We start from the raw sequence: 20,300 nt of genomic DNA, 5'->3' as shown, positions 1-20,300 counted from the left end.
GGAAGTGTCTTCAATACTGATTTGAGTTCTTCTGGGACGCGGCATAACGGCTCTCCTACTATAACCAATAATTAAAGCTTAGTAGGAGAACAAATTTTTAGCCTTTTACTATGGCTGGCACCATTAATATTTTTACTATGGCTTTAGCCTTTTACTATGGCTGGCACCATTAATGGCTGCCTAACACCAAAACAGCCAAATAAAGCAAAGAGAAAATGTACTCAAGCTTCATTAGAAGCAAAAAGGCCACTGTTACGATAAACCGTGGCCTAGTAGATTACCAATAGAAGGCTGAATCGAGCCAAGGCCCAAACCGGCTGAACCGCTAACAGCTATTTAGCAAGCTCAATGGGGCGTAACTCAACTTCCGATTGGGCCATCAGATACGCAAACTGAGCGTAGGCTGCTACATTTTGCTGCAGTGCGGCCGGATCTATCTTATCTAAGGTGTCGTTGGGTGTGTGGTGATAATCGAAGTAATCACGGCCATCTTGTCTCAGAGATGCCACAGGTACGCCTAGCTTTGGCAGCATAGATACATCAGGGCCGCCTGAGGCCGTATTGCTGCCCGTTACTACACCATTCTGTATCATGGGGGCACTGAGAGCCTGTAATGTCGTGAAGGCCTTTTCATTGACTCTGTAATCGATCTGATAGATGCGACCTGCACCGAAATCAGATTCGGCTGCTATGTAATGTTTGGCTAGCTCGTCTTGGTGTGCCTTAGCGTAGGCTTTACCACCGACCAGGCCTACTTCTTCGGCCGCATAGAGTACGACTCTAACTGTACGTGCAGGCTTGACTGCTAAATCTTGAATGAGCTTAGCCGCCGATGTCACTATGGCCACGCCGGCGCCATCATCGATGGCGCCGGTACCTTCATCCCATGAGTCTAGATGGGCACCTATGAGGACTATTTCATCTGGCTTGCTGCTGCCGGTGACTTCAGCGATGACATTGTATGAGGTCGCGTATCCTAAACGCTGGGGGGACATGAACAGGTCCAGCACCACATTAGGGTCACGCTTGAGCATTAACTTGATCAGATCAGCATCCGGGTTAGACATAGCAGCGGCGGGGATCTTAGTCACCCCCTCTTTGTAGCGCATCATGCCGGTGTGCGCCATGCGGTCATGATCTGTGCCTATGGAGCGGATAACGATAGCCAGTGCGCCTTTCTCCGCTGCTGTGATAGCACCGCGAGAACGTCCACCTACGGTTTTCCCATAACCTTTGCCTGTGATATGGCGTTCTGTGATGTGGTCGATAAAGACTATCTTGCCTTCGACCTCTGCTTTAGAGGCCAGTTTCAATGCCGCTAAACTATCGAATCGGGCGATGGAGGCCTGTATTCCGGCTTCTGGCGTCGCAACACTGCCGCCAAGAGCGGTTATCACGATAGGCTGACTGTAAGGGGATAGGATTTTCGCCTTCGCTTCCCCTCGACTCCAGACCGGAACTTGAACCGCTTCTTTATAGACTCTGTCGAATCCTAGACTATTGAGTTTGTCCTCTGCCCATTGAACGGCAATCAGGTCTTTTTCACTGCCGGCTAATCTGGGGCCGACTTCGACCGTGAGGGATTCGACTAACTCATATGCCAAGTTTGAGCTCAGGGCTTCTTGCTGCAATTGTTGAGGTATTAAGATAGCGGATTTTTCTGCTGGCATGTGCTGACAACCAAAAAGGCTTCCAAAGAGGAGTCCAATAACCAAGGTGCGGGGTGTGTTTTTCATAAGTTTCCTTTGTTTTTATTACTCATGTCCCATTTTTTAAAAACAATCTAGCAAAAAGTGTGCTTTATGTCCCGACTATATCTGTAAGGCAAGGCTATATTAGTCCTAGGGATTGTTTTAGGAGAAATTGCTCGTAATGAATATTGAATTAATGCAGCAGCGGGCAGACCAAGCCGTTGTGATGTTGAAGGCTTTGGCAAACGAACGTCGTCTCTTTATCCTATGCTATCTTCTTAGTGAAGGAGAAATGTGTGTCGGTGAGATGAACAAGAAACTGGGTTTGAGTCAATCAGCCCTGTCTCAGCATCTAGCCTGGCTGCGTAAAGATAATTTAGTTGAGACCCGTAAGGAAGCTCAAACGGTATTTTACTCTTTGAAGAGTAAAGAAGTATCGGAAATTATCAAGTTGCTTAATAACATATACTGTCATTAAAAACGGGGAAGGGAATCAAATTGGCAGAGCCTAAAGGCTCTGCTTTTTTATGCCTGAAATTTATGAATATCAGTTCCACTAAATTTCAGGCATAAAAAAACCGACCAAGGCCGGTTTTTTTAAGCATAAACGTAAAGATTAAGCAGCTAGTGCTTTGATCTTAGTGTTTAGGCGAGACTTCTGACGAGCAGCTTTATTCTTGTGAATAATGCCTTTAGTCGCCATACGGTCAACAATGGGTTGTGCAGCATTAAATGCTTCAGTAGCCGCTTTGTGATCGCCAGCTTTAATTGCTGCGATAACTTTTTTCACGTATGAACGTAACATAGAACGACGACTAGCGTTATGCTGACGACGTTTCTCAGATTGAAGCGCGCGCTTCTTTGCAGACTTGCTATTAGCCAAGGTGCAACTCCTAAATAGGGTTAGATATTTTAAAGGTCGGGAATATGCCTCTTTTTTGTCACTTTGTCAATGACAATGATTGAATCTTTATCTTAAAGATAAATTAATCCAACCAGACTTGGCTATCTTCAACCTAACTCGTGTAATATGGTGCGCAATTCTAGCAGTAATTGTTAGTCAGTGACAGGGGGATAATCAATTCTTGAGACTACTCGCCTGAAATGTACCGCTCAGATCAGGGGGTGTTTTGAGTAAAGCTTTATTTAAGTCTGGCATGATTGTTAGTGCTATGACATTGATTTCTCGTGTGTTGGGTTTAGTCAGAGATGTGGTTATCGCCAATCTTATGGGGGCTGGAACCAGCGCTGACGTTTTTTTCTTCGCTAATAAAATTCCAAACTTTCTAAGACGTCTGTTCGCAGAAGGTGCTTTTGCTCAGGCATTCGTTCCTGTTTTAACTGAATATCAACAGAAACAGACTTCCGCAGAGATTAGAGATTTACTGTCTAAGGTCGCGGGGACATTAGGCGTTATCATTACTGTGGTGACGCTAGTCGGTGTTATCGCTTCACCGGTATTAACGGCGCTTTTCGGCGGTGGCTGGTTTCTCGCCTGGATAAATGGGGAACCTGATGGCGCTAAATTTGAGTTAGCATCCTTGATGTTGAAGATAACCTTCCCCTATCTCTGGTTTATTACCTTTACTGCCCTTGCAGGCTCTATTTTAAACAGCCGAGGGCGATTCGCCGTGTCGGCATTTACGCCGGTATTTTTAAATATCGCCATTATCGCTGCCGCTATCTTTCTCGCACCCCGCATGGAGCAGGCCGAGATTGGATTGGCTATTGGTGTATTTGTTGGTGGTTTAATTCAGTTTTTGTTTCAGATTCCTTTTCTCTTAAAAGAAAAAGCCTTAGTTAAACCCACCTGGGGCTGGAAACACCCAGGTGTGACTAAAATTCGCACCTTGATGATACCTGCACTCTTTGGTGTGTCTGTCTCGCAGATTAACCTGCTATTAGATACTTTCATTGCCAGCTTTCTGATGACAGGCTCTATCAGTTATCTCTATTATGCCGACCGCTTGCTCGAATTTCCCCTCGGCTTGTTCGGCATCGCGATCGCAACGGTTATTTTGCCGGCTCTGTCTAAGAAGCATATTAATGACGAAGGCAAGGGGTTTGAGTCCACCATGGATTGGGGCGTTAAAGCCATCTTATTGCTGGGGATGCCCGCCATGTGTGGTTTGATTGTGCTGGCTAAACCTATGTTGATGGTGTTGTTTATGCGTGGTGAGTTTACTCTGCATCATGTCGAAATGGCGTCATATAGCTTAATGGCTTACGGCTGTGGTTTACTGAGTTTCATGTTAATTAAGGTGTTGGCGCCGGGTTACTATTCGAGACAAGATACCAGGACACCAGTACGCTATGGCATCATAGCTATGGTCAGCAATATGGTGTTTAACCTGATTTTGGCTTTTCCCTTTGGTTATGTCGGTCTAGCCATGGCAACGTCGATGTCTGCACTACTCAATGCGGGTCTACTTTATCGTGGCCTGCATAAGGCAGGTGTCTACAGAGTGAGTCGCCAAACGGGTTTATTCTTTATCAAGGCGCTCTTGTCTTCTTGTGTCATGGTCGGTTTACTGCTGTACTTCCTTCCATCACAAGAGGTGTGGCTAGATCAGGTGTTCCATGAACGCGCCTTGAGCTTACTATTTCTAATTGCAGCAGGCGGAGCTAGCTACCTTATCTCCTTGGTGATTTTTGGAGTCAGGCCCTGGAAAATCAGAACCGGCCTGTAATTCTGTGAATTGATGGACTAGATAGCTGACATTGAGCCGCGTGTTAGGAGCTAGGAGCCTGCTGGTACTCATCGCGGCTGGTGGAGCTCGTTACCCTATGTGAAGAAGGTGATTTTTGGAGTCAGGCGCTGGGAAATCAGAAGCGGATTATAGCTTGTGTGAATTGATGGACTAGATAGCTGACATTGAGCCGCGTGAGCCGTTATAGGCCGGCTTAATTTACTGTTCGATTGTTTATTAAAACCGACATCAATTATCTCAGGGAAAGATCCTTGCTGATTATCCTCGTCAGCTGGTATATAATCCGCCCACTCAGGCCTGCTAGTTATGTAATGTAATGGAACTAATCCGCGGTATACACAATATTTTACCTGCACATCACGGTTGTGTTCTCACTATCGGCAATTTTGATGGCGTGCATCGAGGCCATGCTGAAGTTATCGCTAAGTTAGTCAAGAAGGCGAGACAGTTAAATGTCCCTGCAACCTTGATGACGTTTGAGCCTCAGCCGCAAGAGATGTTCCGAGGTGATAATGCGCCTGCTAGGCTCAGTACTCTCAGAGATAAGATCATTTTACTCGAAGAACTGGGGATCGACAGGTTAGTGTGTATTAACTTTAATGCTAAGTTTGCAGACCTATCGGCCGAGGATTTTATTGGCAAATTATTGGTTGAGTCCCTAGGGGTTAAATACCTGGTCGTAGGTGATGATTTTTGCTTCGGCAAGCAGCGCAAAGGTAATTTTGAGATGCTTCAGTCGGCAGGAGAAAAATACCAGTTTGCCGTGGTGAGTACTCAAAGTTTCGTCTTAGGCGACAAACGAGTCAGTTCGACCGAGATTAGACATCAGTTGGCGAAAGGCAACTTGGAACAAGCAAGGCGTCTACTCGGCCATCCTTTCATCTTGTGTGGTAAAGTTGCCCATGGGGAGAAATTAGGCAGAACTTTAGGTTTTCCTACTGCCAACATAGCGCTTAAACGTCAAGTGTCTCCTGTGAGGGGAGTATTTGCCGTTAAGATGTATTGGGATGGCAGTGATATTTATGATGGCGTGGCCAATGTGGGTTTTAGACCGACAGTCAATGGTCAGGTCTGTCAGTTAGAAGTGCACCTGTTTGATTTCGATGATGATCTTTATGGTCGTACCGTCGAGGTCGAGTTGGTGGCTAAGATTCGAGATGAACAGCTATTCAAATCATTGGATGCGCTGAAAAAACAAATTAACAATGACGCTGACAAAGCCAAGGCTCTGCTTGGCGATGATGCAAGCTAAGCTGCTTGGCTAAATTAATGGTATAGGATCAATGAGCGACTATAAATCTACTTTGAATTTGCCGGAAACTGAGTTTCCGATGCGTGGTAATCTGGCTAATCGTGAGCCAGAGATGTTGAAATCTTGGGCAGCAGACGGGCTGTATCAAAAGATCCGTGATAGCCGTAAAGGCCGTACACCATTTATTTTGCATGATGGCCCTCCTTATGCCAACGGCGATATTCATATCGGTCACTCAGTTAATAAGATCCTCAAAGATATTATTGTAAAATCTAAGACGCTGTCCGGTTTCGATGCGCCTTATATTCCAGGCTGGGATTGTCATGGTCTACCTATTGAGCTAAAAGTTGAGCAGAAGGTGGGTAAACCTGGTCATAAGGTTACCGCCGCTGAGTTCCGCGAGAAGTGTCGTGAATATGCGGCTAAGCAAGTCGATGGTCAACGTGAAGGCTTTATTCGTCTCGGGGTATTTGCCGATTGGTATAAACCTTACCTGACTATGGATTTCGGTACCGAAGCCAACATAGTGCGCTCACTGTCTAAGGTGATCGAGAGTGGTCACTTGCATAAAGGTGTCAAGCCTGTGCATTGGTGTACCGATTGCGGCTCGGCACTCGCTGAAGCCGAAGTCGAATATGAAGATAAGAAGTCACCGGCTATCGATGTTGCTTTTGTAGCAACAGATAAGGCCGCACTGCTGGCGAAGTTTGCTGACGTCGAGATTGAAGCAGATGTCTCTATGGTTATCTGGACCACGACTCCTTGGACCTTACCGGCAAACCGCGCACTTTCAATCGCGGCGGATCTTGACTACTCACTGGTTGAGTTTGTTAAAGACGATGCCACCAGAGTCATAATCATAGCCGAGGCGCTTGTCGAGTCATGCATGGAGCGTTATGGAGTCGATTCTCATAAGGTCATTGCTCAGGTTAAGGGGCAAGAATTAGAGCTGTTACGCTTTAACCACCCTTTCTATGACTTCGATGTGCCCGTTATCTTAGCCGACCATGTCACCGTCGATTCGGGTACGGGTATTGTTCATACTGCACCGGGCCACGGCCAAGACGATTTCATTATTGGTCAGAAATATGGCTTAGAAGTGGCCAATCCAGTCGGCGATAATGGTGTTTATAAGTCAGACACTGAAATTTTTGCCGGACAGCACGTATTTAAAGCCAATGCGAATGTGGTGACTCTTCTTGATGAGAAGGGCGCCTTAATCAAGCACGAGACTATTCTTCACAGCTACCCTCATTGCTGGAGACACAAGACGCCTATTATCTTTAGAGCGACACCTCAGTGGTTTATTTCCATGGATAACAAGGGCCTGAGAAAGCAAGCTTTGAGCGAGATCGAGAAGACTCAGTGGATCCCTGATTGGGGCCAGAGCCGAATCGAGAAAATGGTGGAGAACCGTCCGGACTGGTGTATTTCGCGTCAGCGTACCTGGGGCGTGCCTATTACCTTGTTCGTTCACCGTGAAACCGAAGAATTGCATCCAGATAGTATCTCCTTGATGGAGCGCGTGGCTAACAAGATTGAACAGAAGGGCATCCAAGCCTGGTGGGATCTCGATGCGGCAGAACTTCTGGGTGACGAAGCAGACCAATACCGAAAGGTGACTGACACCTTAGATGTCTGGTTTGACTCTGGTTCTTCATTCTCATCGGTCGTTGCGGCTCGCCCTGAATATCAGGGACACGGCATAGATCTTTATCTGGAAGGCAGCGATCAGCATCGTGGCTGGTTTATGTCATCCTTGATGATATCGACAGCGATGAATGGTAAAGCGCCATATAAACAAGTGCTGACTCATGGATTTGCCGTCGACGGCAAGGGCCGTAAGATGTCAAAGTCTGTGGGCAATGTGATTGCTCCGCAAACCATCACCAATAAGCTAGGAGCTGATATTTTACGCCTCTGGGTTGCTGGCACAGATTATAGCGGTGAAATGACGGTTTCTGATGAGATCCTCAAGCGTAGCGCCGATTCCTATCGCCGAATTCGTAACACTACACGTTTCTTGCTGGCTAACATCAATGGTTTTGACCCAGTAAAAGACGCGGTAGCCATTGAAGATATGGTTGCCTTGGATCGTTGGGTTGTACGTCGCGCAGCAGCTTTGCAAGAAGAGATATTAGAAGCTTACGAGCAGTATAACTTCCACACAGTGACGCAGAAGCTAATGCAGTTCTGTTCGGTTGAGCTAGGCAGTTTCTATCTCGATATCATCAAGGATAGACAGTACACGGCTAAAGGCGACAGTCATGCTCGTCGTAGTTGTCAAAGTGCACTTTATTTGATTTCTGAGGCTATGGTGCGTTGGATTGCACCTATCCTATCTTTCACAGCCGATGAGATCTGGAAGCTACTTCCTGGTGAGCGAGATGCTTATGTCTTTACTCAAGAGTGGTTCGATGGACTTAAGTCGGTAACTCTAGAGTCAGACCTTAGCGATGAGTTCTGGGATAACTTGGTTAGCGTTCGCGGTGAAGTCAATAAGGTTATTGAGCAAGCCAGACGTGAAAAACTGCTCGGTGGTTCTCTGGAAGCAGAGATCACCCTATATGCCGATGATGAGTTATCTAAGATATTAAACACTTTGGGCGATGAACTCAGATTTATCCTCTTGACGTCTAAGACTCAAGTGCTTGCTTTATCGGCAGCGCCAAGTGATGCGATTGAAACTGAACTTGCATCGCTTAAACTCGGCTGGTTGAAGTCTGAAGCTGCAAAATGTGAACGTTGCTGGCATCACAGTGAAGATGTTGCTCAAATTGAAGCACATCCAACTCTGTGTACCCGTTGTGTCACGAACATCGAAGGCGAGGGTGAAGTGCGTCAGTTTGCCTAACTTGCGCTGCATTGAGCCTGAAAAATATGTCAGGCTCAATATTTTGCTGGACTGCGGCTTGAGTCATTCAGCTGCTATAGATATTTGAACTATGGAAAGTGACGCTACTATGCGTCATTTTTTTTAACAGGAAGGTCCCTATGCCAACTAATTGGAAAGAGAGCGGTATACGCTGGTACTGGGTGGTTGTACTGGTATTTATTGCCGACCAAGTCTCTAAACAATGGGTCTTAGCTAACTTTGACCTTTATGAGTCTGTACAGCTACTACCGATTTTTAATTTTACCTATGTGCGCAATTATGGGGCTGCATTCAGTTTTTTGAGTGATGCCGGTGGTTGGCAGAAATGGTTATTCACCTTTATCGCGGTGGGCTTTAGCGCCTTGCTGACGTTCTGGTTGAGAAAACAGCCGGCGCAGATGTGGCGACTCAATCTTGCCTATACGTTAGTTATCGGTGGTGCCTTAGGTAATCTTATCGATCGTCTGCAACATGGATTCGTGGTCGACTTCTTGGATTTTTATTGGAATAAGAGTCACTTTCCTGTGTTTAATATTGCAGATGCTGCAATTTGTGTCGGAGCTGCACTGATTATTATTGACTCATTTATCTCAGATCGCCTCGAGAAACAGAAAAAAGCGCAAGATGAAAAAAGTGCTGCAAAGGAGTAATTGAATTGACTGATGTACGTTCTATTTTATGTCATATGAATATTGTGCTTGAAGATGGCTCTACCGCCGATAGCACTAAGGCTTCGGGGAAACCCGCTAGGCTTAATATCGGTGACGAAAGTTTAAGCCCGGCTTTTGAGGCACAGATAAACTCTCTGGAAGAAGGTGATACCCATAGCTTTACCCTAGAAGCGGTCGATGCCTTTGGCGAGTCTAATCCAGACGCTGTCCATTATATGGATAGAAGTAAGTTTCCCGGAGATATGGAACTCGAGCCTGGTGTTATCGTCAGTTTCGCAGGCCCGGGTGGCAGTGAGATCCCTGGCGTAGTTCGTGAAGTTGCCGGTGATTCGGTGACGGTCGATCTAAATCATCCTTTAGCGGGTCAGGTGCTTACCTTTGAGCTGGAAGTGATACAGGTACTCTAGTGTATGAATAAACCAAATAGTCTACAGATCAAGCTTGCCAATCCCAGAGGCTTCTGTGCCGGTGTCGATAGAGCCATCAGCATAGTCGAGCGCGCGCTTGAGCTATTTTCTCCACCTATCTATGTTCGCCATGAAGTGGTGCATAACCGATACGTGGTCGAGAATCTTAAAGACCGCGGCGCCGTGTTTGTCGAGGAGCTGGATCAGGTTCCCGATAACAGTATCGTCATCTTCAGTGCACACGGTGTATCTCAGGCTGTGAGGGCCGAGGCTAAGCGTCGCGGCCTCAAGGTATTCGATGCAACATGTCCTCTGGTGACTAAGGTACACCTGCAGGTGACTCGTGCTAGTCGTAAGGGCATCGAGTGTATCCTTATCGGGCATGAAGGGCATCCTGAAGTAGAAGGCACCATGGGCCAGTATGATAATCCTGAAGGTGGCGTATTACTGGTCGAGTCTCCGGAAGATGTCGAGTCTCTTGTGGTCAAAAATCCAGAGAACCTGTGTTTTGTCACTCAGACTACCTTGTCTATGGACGATACCGTAGACATCATCACTGCGTTGCAGCAACGCTTCCCATCTATCGAAGGGCCGCGTAAAGATGATATCTGTTATGCCACACAAAATAGGCAGGATGCGGTTCGTAACGTAGCCGATGATGTGGATCTGTTTATTGTTGTGGGGTCACAAAACAGCTCTAACTCGAATCGTCTAAGAGAGCTGGCTGAGAAGCGAGGCACTGAGGCCCATCTAGTTGACAATGCTGATGATATTAATGCAGCTTGGTTCACTAATGTGACTAAGGTGGCAGTCACTGCAGGGGCATCGGCTCCTGAAGTACTGGTTCAGCAAGTAATAGATGCTATTGCCGAACTAGCGCCTAGCGTTATCACCGAAGTTGAAGGCCGAAAAGAGGATACTGTTTTTGCCGTGCCAGCCGAGCTGAGGTAACAAGGTTAAAAAACATGATGATAAAAATTAAGGAGGCTCAAAGCCTCCTTTTTTATTGCCTTAAAATCGAACCAGATCTAACGGGCGGTATTTTTAGACGCTAATATTACTAGCGCGTAACATTCGACTCATCTATGATTAACATCAAGTTTTGGTTTGTAATGCTAACCTACCGATTTATAACAGGTAAACCACCAATTAAAGCGTCAAATATGTGGCGATGGAAGAGAGTTTGACGCTAATGAATAATAAATCCAATGGATTTTCCCTTATTGAAGTCTTAGTGTCTCTGGTGATATTAGTCGTCGGGCTAGTCGGTGTATTTAATCTGCACATAGTGGCTAAAAGAGGCAGTTTCGAGTCGTTTCAGCAAACTCAAGCCTCATATTTGGCCAATGATATTATCAATCGCATGAAACTGAATCGTACCCAATTAAGCTTCTATGCAGGAACGTATAATGGTGGACAGTCTAAACCGGCTAAATCCTGTGATGTTGCAGTCGGTGGCGCCGCTGTTATTTGTACCAATACAGAAACTATGTTGTGGGATCTGTATCAATGGGAATTGCAATTTGGGGGAGCCTTTGAGCGAGTCAATGGTCGAAGTACTGGCGGCCTTGATACGGCGACGGCCTGCATTCGGGTGAGCGGTACCGGAGCTGTATTAGTCGTGATGACTTGGCGGGGCATTCGGGAAGTTTCAGATGGGGCTAAAAATGCTGCTGATGCGTTCATCAAGTCATGTGGAACCAGCAGTAACAGGCGTAGAGCATACTCTATCAATACGGTGATTATTTAGATGGAATTCAGTGAACTGAAAAATATTAGTGGTTATCAAGGCTTCTCTTTAGTTGAACTTATGGTCGCTATGGTCATCAGTCTGTTTTTATCGGCCGGATTATTCTCTATGTTCAGCATGTCATCAACGAATGTCATCACCACCAGTCAGTTTAATCAGCTTCAGGAAAATGGCCGAATTGCGTTAGCACTTATTGAGCGAGATGTGAGTCAAGTCGGTTTTATGGCTGATATGACGGGATCTGACTTTATTATTGGTAGCAACACACAGATTTTAGCCCCTGTAGTGCCAAACGACTGTGTAGGAGCTGGGATAAATAATGCGACACTGCCAAACAATACCCCCTCTCATTTTAGAAGGCTTTGGGGATATGAGAGTGGCGTGAGTGCGGATTCAATTGCTTGTTTAGGGGCTGTTAACTCAGGGACAGATGTGTTGCAAATAAAGCGGTTAGTGGGGCCTCCGACTGTCGCTCCAACTGTAACTTCAAGATTTTATGTAGCGGCAACGTCAAGTGAAGCCATCTTTTTTTCCGGGGGGACAATCGCTCCCGTTCTGAATAACGCACGATTTTGGGAGTATCAACATCACATCTATTATATTAATGATGATGGTGATATTCCTGTATTGAGACGAAGAACGCTTAGTGTTGTAAATGGGATGAGGAACGAAGAGCAACTCGTTGAGGGAATTGAAAACATCAGGATTCTGTATGGGTTTGATAATGATGGTGATAATACTGCTGATAGTTTCATGCCAGTTCAAAATGTGACCGCTCTTATGTGGGATAACGAGCTATTTCAGCGAATCGTTGCGTTAAGAATTTTTGTATTAGTTCGCGCTACTGAACCTGACAACAGGTATACCAACACGACTGTTTATACCTTGGGCGATAAAACAATCGCTGCAGCTAATGACAATTTCAGACGAAAAGTTGTCTCAACCACTATCGTCCTTGAAAATTCTGTATTGATCAGATGAAGGCTGAGCTGATGATTTTAAATAATAGGCCTGGAAAATGAAAATGAAAATTAAAAAGCAAGAGGGGATAGTTTTATTCTTTTCGCTAATAATTTTGTTAGTTATGACTGTTATTGGCGTGGCTTTGGCCATAAACTCAAATCAATCAATAAGGATGGCGGGTGCGGGTTCTGAGCGAGTTGAAGCGATGGCCGCCGCTCATGGAGCACTCGATAGTGTGATAGATGCTAATAAAGGGGTTGTTTTAGCTAGTCTCCCTGCAGGTCGGACGTCCGCAGGCACTATGTTAGGTGTGACGAGTACAATAACACCACTGCAACTGAACGATGTGGGTTGCCAGAGAAATTCCAATGCCAGCTCTGCTAATCTTATTAGCTGCCGCCGTTCTGAGATAACCAGTGTTGCAGTTTTTGGACGAAATAATTTAGGGCAACTAACCATAGTTGCGGGAGTAGAACAAGAGGTTCTTACTGGGAGCGCTGGGGGGTAGCTATGTTAATTAAACAAATTTTCTGTGCATTAATTTTTGCATTGGTATGTGTGTCGGGTGTCTCATTTGCTGATGATACTGAACTGTATGTGATTGGCGGAGATAATCAGAATAAGCAAAATCCTAAAGTACTGATTATTTTTGATAACTCCGGCAGTATGTCTACCATTGAGGAAGATGCTCCTGGCGCTTATGATAATGATCCGGATAATCCGTATCCCGCAATTAGTTCTTCTCATGCTTATCAGGATGATAAAATCTACTTTACCAAAGGGACTGCTATAGATAATTCGGAGGGGGATATCCCATTAAGCCCCTCCGATTCTAAACGCTTTCTAAAGGATATTAACGGTTGTCATCAAAGTTGGGAATTATTAGAGAGGTATGGTCGTTATACTGGTTTTGTTGGTGAGTATCGAATTAAAGGGAAAACTGGTACCTGGGGGGAGTTGCGCGATAATAGTGGCGCAAATTATGACACGATAGATTGTCTTGAAGATATACAGGAAAATGATCCTGTAAATGCTAAAAATAAAGATGGAGCTTCACATCCTACCGGTTATCCGATAGATGGTGCAAAGCAAGTCAACACCCCTAAACCTTACAGCAATACAGGGGGTAGTACACAGCTAGGCTCAGGTGAAGCCGTGACCCTATATACCGCTAACTACCTGCGTTGGCATGCTGCAGCGGTAGCGGGCGTATTGCCTACCAGTCCGCAATCACGTTTAGAAATAGCCAAAGGGGCGATAGAATCTGTAATTAACGCCAATGCATCGGTTGATTTTGGTTTAGCACTATTTAATATGGATTATCCTTCAGAGGGCTACCGTGATGGGGGACGTATCGTCTCAGGTATAAAAAAACTGACGGCCTCATCTAAAAGAGCATTACTTGCAACCATTGCTGGCATTCCTGCCGATACTAATACCCCCTTATGTGAAACCCTTTTTGAGGCTTATAATTATTTTGCTGGTAACCCAGTACTTTTTGGCAAGAAAGATTCAGACTATTCTAATTGGTATGATGGTAATACACCGCCTAGAGATACCAGTATCGAAACGGGTAACAAGTATATTTCGCCATTCAGAGTCTGTCCCGATGCCGCTTATGTTATATACATTACCGACGGCGTTCCGAGTCAAGATACTTTTGCCAACAATGACATTGTTACCTTAACTGATAATGGTGTAACTGAGCAAGCTGATGACAAGACTGTAGCTCCGCTATACACAGCTTTTTCTGAAGGCCTCTCAACAGCAAGCTATCTACCTGCGTTAGCAAGTTACCTTTATCATAATGACCTTGTGACTTCTCCTGAAGCGCTAAGTGATGGTACGACTCAAGAGCACATGCAGACGGTTAAGACTTTTACCATAGGTTTTAGCCAAGGAGCTGATGATGCTGCTCCATTACTGGCAGAAACTGCAAGGAGAGGTGGAGGGAAGTACTTGCCGGCCACTGGGGCACTTGCTTTATCTGCTGCGTTAAATGATGTCCTTCTGACTATCATGGAAACTGATTCGAGTTTTACTTCACCGAGTATCGCCAGTAATAATTTTGACCGCACTCAAACTTTTGATTCTGCATACTACGCTATGTTCTTACCGGGAAAAGGGCCAAGGTGGACTGGAAATCTTAAGAAGTTAAAAGTAACCTCCTCTGGGATCCTCGTTGATAAAACCGGAGCGGTAGCAATCGGTGATGAAGGGAACATTAAAGATACCGCTTGTACCTATTGGAGTTCTTGTACGACCAAAGCTGATGGTAAAAAAGTTGCTGAAGGTGGGGTAATAGAGGCTTTACAGAAAGCGACACCTTCTAGTGGGGTTAGTGGACGAGTGATATATTCCAATCTAACCAATCCCATGAGTAAATTATCCCAAGTGCCCGACTCTGTTCTGGCTAGCAATATGGGGATCTTGGAAGCTGACGTAGATGATACTGTAAAATGGCTTTATGGCTATGATGTCGACCTCGATAACCCTGGTGGCAGTAAAACGAACTTTCGCAGCGATATAATGGGCGATCCGCTGCATTCCAAGCCGTTAGCATTGAACTTTGGTTCTCAAGAAAGCCCAGATATAAGAATTATCTTAGGAACTAACCAAGGCCTAGTCCACATGTTTAAAGATACTGGGGACACAGTAGCCGAAAGCTGGGCTTTTATCCCTACTGAGTTATTAAGTAATGTTCCTGTATTGCGAGAGAATACGGCGAATGGGGGGCATTCTGTATATGGTATGGATGCCTCTCCCGTTGCTTACACAGAAACAGATACTTCGGGAAAAGTTACTAAAGCGTGGGTGTTTATAGGAATGCGCCGTGGTGGTTCCTCTTATTATGCACTAGATGTGACCTCACCAGATTCACCTAGTGTAAAGTGGGTTATAGCACCTAGCTCTAGTGGTTTTTCTGAACTAGGACAGTCTTGGTCTGCCCCAGTCGTGACTACCGTTCCAGGTCATACTGGTCCAGTGTTAATTTTCGGTGGTGGATATGATGCATCATTATATGATGCTGATACCATACCAAGTACTGCAGCGTCTAACGGCAAAGCTGTCTATATTGTCGATGCTAATTCCGGCGCTTTGATTCATGCTTTCACCAGTACTGGTATCGGTGGTAGTACGCTAGATGGACTGGTAGATAGCATACCTAATTCAGTGGCGATATTAGACAGTAATAATGATGGGGTAACAGATCGTATTTATGCCACAGATGTAGGAGCAAATGTGTGGAGAATGGATCTGGATGGCGCCAACCCAAGCTTATGGAGTGGTTATAAATTTGCCGACTTAGGAGGTAGTTCAATAGCCAATGATAGACGTTTTTTTTCTGAGGCCGCTGTCGCTCAGACAACATTCAGTAATATCTCAGAAGTGGAGGTTACAGATGCTGAAGGAGGAAAAACCTCGACGAAAACCTATCAAAATATACCTTATGATGCTGTCGCTGTAGGAACTGGAAATCGTTCTCACCCAACAGGCTTAGAAACTGATGATAAGTTTTTTGTTTTACAAGATCGTAATGTCGCTACAAGAGTCGCTGCTGATGATCCTGTACCAGCAGCGATTGATTTAAGTAAACTTTATGATGTGACTTCTGCTGCACCGGTAACGGGGGCTGATAATATTACATTTGGAAGTAAAAAAGGTTGGAATTATGACTTTACTGCTTCAGGAGAGAAGTCATTAACAGCTCCTTTGATTATTGACGGGATAGTATACTTCACCTCATTTGTGCCATCAGTCAATGTTGTCTCTGACTTAGTGTGTAGCACCTCAGGACAAGGGCGTCTTTACGTATTCGATCTTCATAAGGGAACAAGGACGTATGCCAATATTTATTATGAATTAGGTGAGCGTGTTCCCGATACTCCTCAAATCGTTATACCTCCACCAGATACTGGAGAAGAACCTTATATTTACATCATTGGTGTAGGCAAGGGGGAAATTAGAGATGGCGAAGCTTCTGGGACGATCAACGTTGGTTCGGGCCTCGGGGTTAACAAAATTTATTATCATATCGATGAATGATACCTCTATGATTGCCAATTATCATTTGAACTGAGAGAAAGATTATGAAAAATGGTTTTACATTAATTGAGTTGATGATAAGTGTTGCAATTATAGGTATCTTGGCCGCTATCGCTTATCCATCTTATACCGATTACATTGCCAAGAGTACGCGCTCCGATGGGATCGCGGCAGTAATGAGAGTGGCGAATTTACAAGAGCAATTTTATTTAGATAACCGTGCTTATGCAGAAGATATGAGTGAGCTAATCCCGGGAACAGATCCCTTTATCACAGAGAAAGGGTTTTACAGTGTAGATTCTACGGGCACGACTAGCTTTACTATTATAGCAACGGCGCAAGGTATACAGGCCAGCAGAGATAGTGCCTGTGCCACGATACAACTCACTGATACTGGAGCTAAAACGCCCTTGGAGTGTTGGAAATGAAACCACTGATAATTTTACTGCTAGCTGTTTTTAGCAGCTCACTTGTGTTTGCTAGTGAAAAGCAGGATTACAAGTGCTATGTCAATTCGACCGATGGAGACAAAATTGTTTTTTATCGCTGGCAAGTCAAAGAGTATAAGCTGAAGGTCGATTCACTTCCTGGCCGTATTAATGTTAGCAAGGATAATAAGAAGTTTTATATTAGGAATGTACATGAATGCGTCCTCATCAATGAGACGTTTACCCTAGGCCGGGCTCAGAAATTGGATCTAACTAGGCTCTACTGATGACTCATTTACTTTTAGCTTCTCTATATAAACGGCCACCTCTCAATATCCTTGTGTCTATTTAAAAATTAACCTTGTAATTGCAGCAAGCAAGGTATTTCTCTAGTGTTAAATCAGGTCTCTTTCAATCAGCTTATTTTAATTATCATCGAGGGCCGGTATCTATGAGAAGGGGCTTTAAATGTTAGAAGCTAGACTTTTGATTTAGAAGAGGGGCATCAGTGTCCTTTGCTGAGAAGCTTAGTGCAGTGACTCTCGAGCCGATAAACTTAAATTGCCCTAGTTACTCGTCGAGGGGCAAGTCACACTGCCTAATGTAAACCGCACCTTTCCTGAAGGGCTTACATCAACACCTCTTGACTCTGGGCTCGTTTGGGAGCCTGGGCAGTAAGCAAATGTCCCTGAAGATGACCCCGTAGCCATAAGCCCATCAGAGGTGAAGCTAATAGAGTTCGCTGCAAAGGATAAGAAGTCACTTGAGTTGATGGCATATATTTTTTTAAGGATTTGATCCGTTCTGCCATTACTGGTGTCGAGAGAGCGAATAGTTCCGTTATCGATAAATATGCTGAAACCATTACTCCAATCTGATCCACAGCCAGAAGCTGTAAGGGGGCACATGGTTACACGTGAGCCATAGCTGACAGCTTGATTGCGAGTAAACATTAAGTACTGTTGTATTTTCCTTATCTCACTTTCTGCACGATAGCCTTCATAAAGTGATGTTAATGAAGGTATACCAACGGATAAAAGCACTCCTGCAATTGCAATTGTTACCATTAACTCAACGAGTGTGAATCCTTTGCCTATAGATAACATCACATCAATCCCAATTAAATCCATTATATAGTATAAGCTAGATTGGCTATGTTATCAGCTGGTAATAGTCAATATTTAAAGCCAATATATTGGCTTTAGAGGGGGAGTTGACAAGATTAGCACAGAAAAAAAGTGTTATCTGGCACTCATTTTCTACATGAAATCCCTTCTTTTGTTGAAAATCTTACTCTTCCAGCTTGATTGATGATAACTGCTCTTGAGTATTGACTGTCGGGTGTTGTGGGGCAGTATTTTAGTGTTCCATTGGTTCCCGAAGCGAGTCCATCTGGCTGGAATCTAATCGCAGCCCTGTTGTATATAACAGTATCTTCATCTTTAAAGGGGGATGTTTGATAAATGATAAGGTCTGTACCATCAACAATATATCGTTCACCTGAATCGGTGAATACGGTTAATCCCAGACTCCAATTGTCATTACATCGATTGTCGACCAGGGGGCAGGTAGTGACGCGTACGCCGTAACTGATGGCAGTATTGCGTGCCATTTGCAGTGTCTGTTGAATGACTCGAATGGCTGAGTCTGCTCGATAGTGTTGATAAAGGGAGCTGAAGTTTGGCGCTGCAATACTGATCAAGGTTGTAGATACCACCAAGGTGGTCATGAGTTCGACGAGGGTAAAGCCATTCTTTATTTTCATATTCAATCCTTTGAATATAAGTTCGATGATTTTTTTAAAAGCCCTGTGTTGCATCCTGCAATCACATTAAGACTGTGGTAGTCGTGAAAGTATAGTTAGGTTAGCAGAAATAGTAAGGCCATTTTATTGTTTAGTGGAAAGGAAAGTGCTTCCATAGGATTGATCGGTATATTAACTTTGGTGAGTCTCAAGCTCGTGATAAGCTGGAGCAATAACACTGATAAGTCATTTATTACCCTATGAAGGAGCGTTTGATGAAAAAGGTCGAGGCGATAATTAAGCCATTTAAGTTGGATGATGTTCGTGAATCTCTCGCTGAGATCGGCATTACCGGCATGACCGTTCTAGAAGTCAAAGGCTTTGGCCGACAGAAAGGGCACACCGAACTGTATCGCGGTGCCGAGTACATGGTGGATTTTTTACCTAAGGTTAAAATAGAGCTAGTGATCCAAGATGATCTGTTAGACAGAGCCATTGAAGTCATAGTGGATACGGCGCGTACAGGTAAGATTGGTGATGGTAAGATTTTTGTCACTGAGATTGAGCGTGTGATTAGGATCCGTACCGGTGAAGAGAACGAAGAGGCGGTATAACTCTCTTTATAAGTATTGGTAGATATTTATTAAAACGGCGTTGAAGAAGTTCAACGCCGTTTTTGATCTTATTCCAATTGGAATAAAATGTATTTCTTATCAGAATAGACATTAGATCCGGAAGGGATCCTGTCAAGCATCCCAGCTGTTGCCAATGTCATGGCCGGAGTATTTGTCGGACACTTTATCGTTAAGGTTCACAAGAAAGGTGAGTGGACTAAAATGGCACCAAGAGTCGAAGCTCCGGTGGAAGTAACCTACTGATTCATTAGCGCTCAAATTTCAGATACAAAAAAGCCACTAATTAAAGTGGCTTGCTTGTTGTATGGTGCCGGCACCAAGAGTCGAACTCGGGACCTACTGATTACAAGTCAGTTGCTCTACCAACTGAGCTATGCCGGCTTATTTTTTCACCAAAAGATAAACTCGGGAGCAATCTATTTGATTACCAGTCACAACTCTATTAACGAGCTATGCCGGCTTATTTTTTCACCAAAAGATAAACTCGGGAGCAATCTATTTGATTACCAGTCACAACTCTATTAACGAGCTATGCCGGCTAAATGTTGGTGCCCGAACCCGGAATCGAACCAGGGACACGAGGATTTTCAATCCTCTGCTCTACCGACTGAGCTATTCGGGCAACTAAACTAAGTGTTAGTCATCTACTTCAAGTAAGTTTTAAACCTAGGTTTAAATAAGGGTTTTTAAGTCCTGCCTCGTTTGGAGTGCGCGTATAATATAGCGATGTTATTGGCTGTGCAAGCAGTTTCTTGCCAAACAGGTTCAAGCTGTCAAAAACTATACAGTCAATCTTGTTGAGGCTTGTGTTCTAGTCTGAATAAAGCGTTTTTCTTCACAGAGCGTAAAAAGCCCCGAACAATGTCGAGGCTTTCTGCTCTTTACTATAAGAGGTGGCGCCGGCACCAAGAGTCGAAGCTCCGGTGGAAGTAACCTACTGATTCATTAGCGCTCAAATTTCAGATACAAAAAAGCCACTAATTAAAGTGGCTTGCTTGTTCTTCACTTTTGATTAAAAGAGTGAAGATGGTGCCGGCACCAAGAGTCGAAGCTCCGGTGGAAGTAACCTACTGATTCATTAGCGCTCAAATTTCAGATACAAAAAAACCACTAATTAAAGTGGCTT

Annotated in this window: 18 protein-coding genes, 2 tRNA genes and 1 pseudogene; 15 read left to right on the top strand and 6 right to left on the bottom strand. The window is 44.6% G+C overall.

Annotated features, from left to right (window positions below):
• Positions 1-332 precede the first annotated feature (332 nt).
• A complete protein-coding gene (locus tag HRU42_RS16915) occupies positions 333-1,736 on the bottom strand; it encodes a M20/M25/M40 family metallo-hydrolase (RefSeq protein WP_295032702.1) in 1,404 nt (467 codons plus the stop codon).
• A 136-nt stretch (positions 1,737-1,872) separates the two neighbouring features.
• On the opposite strand from HRU42_RS16915, the gene HRU42_RS16910 reads away from it, so the two are divergent.
• Positions 1,873-2,169, top strand: a complete 297-nt coding sequence (locus tag HRU42_RS16910; protein WP_077752699.1) for a metalloregulator ArsR/SmtB family transcription factor — start codon at positions 1,873-1,875, stop codon at positions 2,167-2,169.
• 138 nt (positions 2,170-2,307) lie between these two features.
• On the opposite strand, the gene rpsT is transcribed toward HRU42_RS16910, so the two are convergent.
• Complete coding sequence (rpsT, locus tag HRU42_RS16905; RefSeq protein WP_144047679.1) at positions 2,308-2,574, bottom strand: 30S ribosomal protein S20; 267 nt, start codon at positions 2,572-2,574, stop codon at positions 2,308-2,310.
• Positions 2,575-2,821: 247 nt separating this feature from the next.
• Here rpsT and murJ point away from each other — a divergent pair, with 247 nt between their 5' ends.
• The 12 genes from murJ (at position 2,822) to HRU42_RS21200 (ending at position 17,082) form a co-directional block, all read left to right on the top strand.
• Positions 2,822-4,381 carry a murein biosynthesis integral membrane protein MurJ gene (gene murJ, locus HRU42_RS16900; protein WP_295032698.1) on the top strand — a complete coding sequence of 520 codons (1,560 nt, stop codon included), beginning with the start codon at positions 2,822-2,824 and terminating at the stop codon, positions 4,379-4,381.
• Positions 4,382-4,718: 337 nt separating this feature from the next.
• Complete coding sequence (gene ribF / locus HRU42_RS16895) at positions 4,719-5,654, top strand: bifunctional riboflavin kinase/FAD synthetase (RefSeq protein WP_295032697.1); 936 nt, start codon at positions 4,719-4,721, stop codon at positions 5,652-5,654.
• A gap of 31 nt (positions 5,655-5,685) precedes the next feature.
• Positions 5,686-8,508 (top strand): isoleucine--tRNA ligase, encoded by a 2,823-nt coding sequence (gene ileS, locus HRU42_RS16890; RefSeq protein WP_295032695.1) that lies wholly within the window; start codon positions 5,686-5,688, stop codon positions 8,506-8,508.
• A gap of 140 nt (positions 8,509-8,648) precedes the next feature.
• Positions 8,649-9,179 (top strand): signal peptidase II, encoded by a 531-nt coding sequence (lspA, locus tag HRU42_RS16885; protein WP_295032693.1) that lies wholly within the window; start codon positions 8,649-8,651, stop codon positions 9,177-9,179.
• 5 nt (positions 9,180-9,184) lie between these two features.
• The gene (gene fkpB / locus HRU42_RS16880) at positions 9,185-9,607 is read left to right on the top strand and encodes an FKBP-type peptidyl-prolyl cis-trans isomerase (RefSeq protein WP_295032691.1); all 423 of its coding nucleotides are present in this window, start codon (positions 9,185-9,187) and stop codon (positions 9,605-9,607) included.
• Between the two features lie 3 nt (positions 9,608-9,610).
• Positions 9,611-10,558: a 4-hydroxy-3-methylbut-2-enyl diphosphate reductase gene (gene ispH / locus HRU42_RS16875; protein WP_295032689.1), complete on the top strand. Its 948-nt coding sequence runs from the start codon at positions 9,611-9,613 to the stop codon at positions 10,556-10,558.
• A gap of 241 nt (positions 10,559-10,799) precedes the next feature.
• The gene (pilV, locus tag HRU42_RS16870; protein ID WP_295032687.1) at positions 10,800-11,357 is read left to right on the top strand and encodes a type IV pilus modification protein PilV; all 558 of its coding nucleotides are present in this window, start codon (positions 10,800-10,802) and stop codon (positions 11,355-11,357) included.
• A complete protein-coding gene (locus HRU42_RS16865; protein ID WP_295032685.1) occupies positions 11,358-12,338 on the top strand; it encodes a PilW family protein in 981 nt (326 codons plus the stop codon). It begins immediately after the preceding gene.
• A 49-nt stretch (positions 12,339-12,387) separates the two neighbouring features.
• On the top strand, positions 12,388-12,828 hold the full coding sequence (locus HRU42_RS16860; protein WP_295032704.1) for a PilX N-terminal domain-containing pilus assembly protein: 441 nt from the start codon (positions 12,388-12,390) through the stop codon (positions 12,826-12,828).
• A gap of 2 nt (positions 12,829-12,830) precedes the next feature.
• Positions 12,831-16,367, top strand: a complete 3,537-nt coding sequence (locus tag HRU42_RS16855) for a PilC/PilY family type IV pilus protein (RefSeq protein ID WP_295032683.1) — start codon at positions 12,831-12,833, stop codon at positions 16,365-16,367.
• 44 nt (positions 16,368-16,411) lie between these two features.
• Positions 16,412-16,795: a type IV pilin protein gene (locus tag HRU42_RS16850; protein ID WP_295032681.1), complete on the top strand. Its 384-nt coding sequence runs from the start codon at positions 16,412-16,414 to the stop codon at positions 16,793-16,795.
• On the top strand, positions 16,792-17,082 hold the full coding sequence (locus tag HRU42_RS21200; RefSeq protein ID WP_367227193.1) for a TapY2 family type IVa secretion system protein: 291 nt from the start codon (positions 16,792-16,794) through the stop codon (positions 17,080-17,082). Before HRU42_RS16850 ends, HRU42_RS21200 begins: the two co-directional genes overlap by 4 nt.
• Positions 17,083-17,361: 279 nt before the next feature.
• Here the strand turns inward: HRU42_RS21200 and HRU42_RS16845 are convergent, their stop codons facing one another.
• Complete coding sequence (locus HRU42_RS16845) at positions 17,362-17,925, bottom strand: GspH/FimT family pseudopilin (protein ID WP_295032679.1); 564 nt, start codon at positions 17,923-17,925, stop codon at positions 17,362-17,364.
• A gap of 122 nt (positions 17,926-18,047) precedes the next feature.
• Complete coding sequence (locus tag HRU42_RS16840; RefSeq protein ID WP_295032677.1) at positions 18,048-18,560, bottom strand: GspH/FimT family pseudopilin; 513 nt, start codon at positions 18,558-18,560, stop codon at positions 18,048-18,050.
• A gap of 254 nt (positions 18,561-18,814) precedes the next feature.
• Here HRU42_RS16840 and HRU42_RS16835 point away from each other — a divergent pair, with 254 nt between their 5' ends.
• A complete protein-coding gene (locus HRU42_RS16835; RefSeq protein ID WP_295032675.1) occupies positions 18,815-19,153 on the top strand; it encodes a P-II family nitrogen regulator in 339 nt (112 codons plus the stop codon).
• Positions 19,154-19,244: 91 nt separating this feature from the next.
• A pseudogene (locus HRU42_RS16830) lies at positions 19,245-19,378 on the top strand (DUF5009 domain-containing protein); the annotation flags it as partial.
• A 101-nt stretch (positions 19,379-19,479) separates the two neighbouring features.
• Here the strand turns inward: HRU42_RS16830 and HRU42_RS16825 are convergent.
• Together HRU42_RS16825 and HRU42_RS16820 are read right to left on the bottom strand one after the other, a co-directional pair.
• Positions 19,480-19,555: transfer RNA gene (locus tag HRU42_RS16825), tRNA-Thr, on the bottom strand.
• A gap of 165 nt (positions 19,556-19,720) precedes the next feature.
• Positions 19,721-19,796 (bottom strand) — tRNA-Phe (locus tag HRU42_RS16820).
• Positions 19,797-20,300: the final 504 nt, after the last annotated feature.

It is taken from the genome of Shewanella sp., assembly GCF_013214165.1.
Classification (GTDB): domain Bacteria; phylum Pseudomonadota; class Gammaproteobacteria; order Enterobacterales; family Shewanellaceae; genus Shewanella.
Note: the sequence above shows the minus strand (reverse complement) of the source record. Positions and strands in the feature narration are given on the sequence as shown.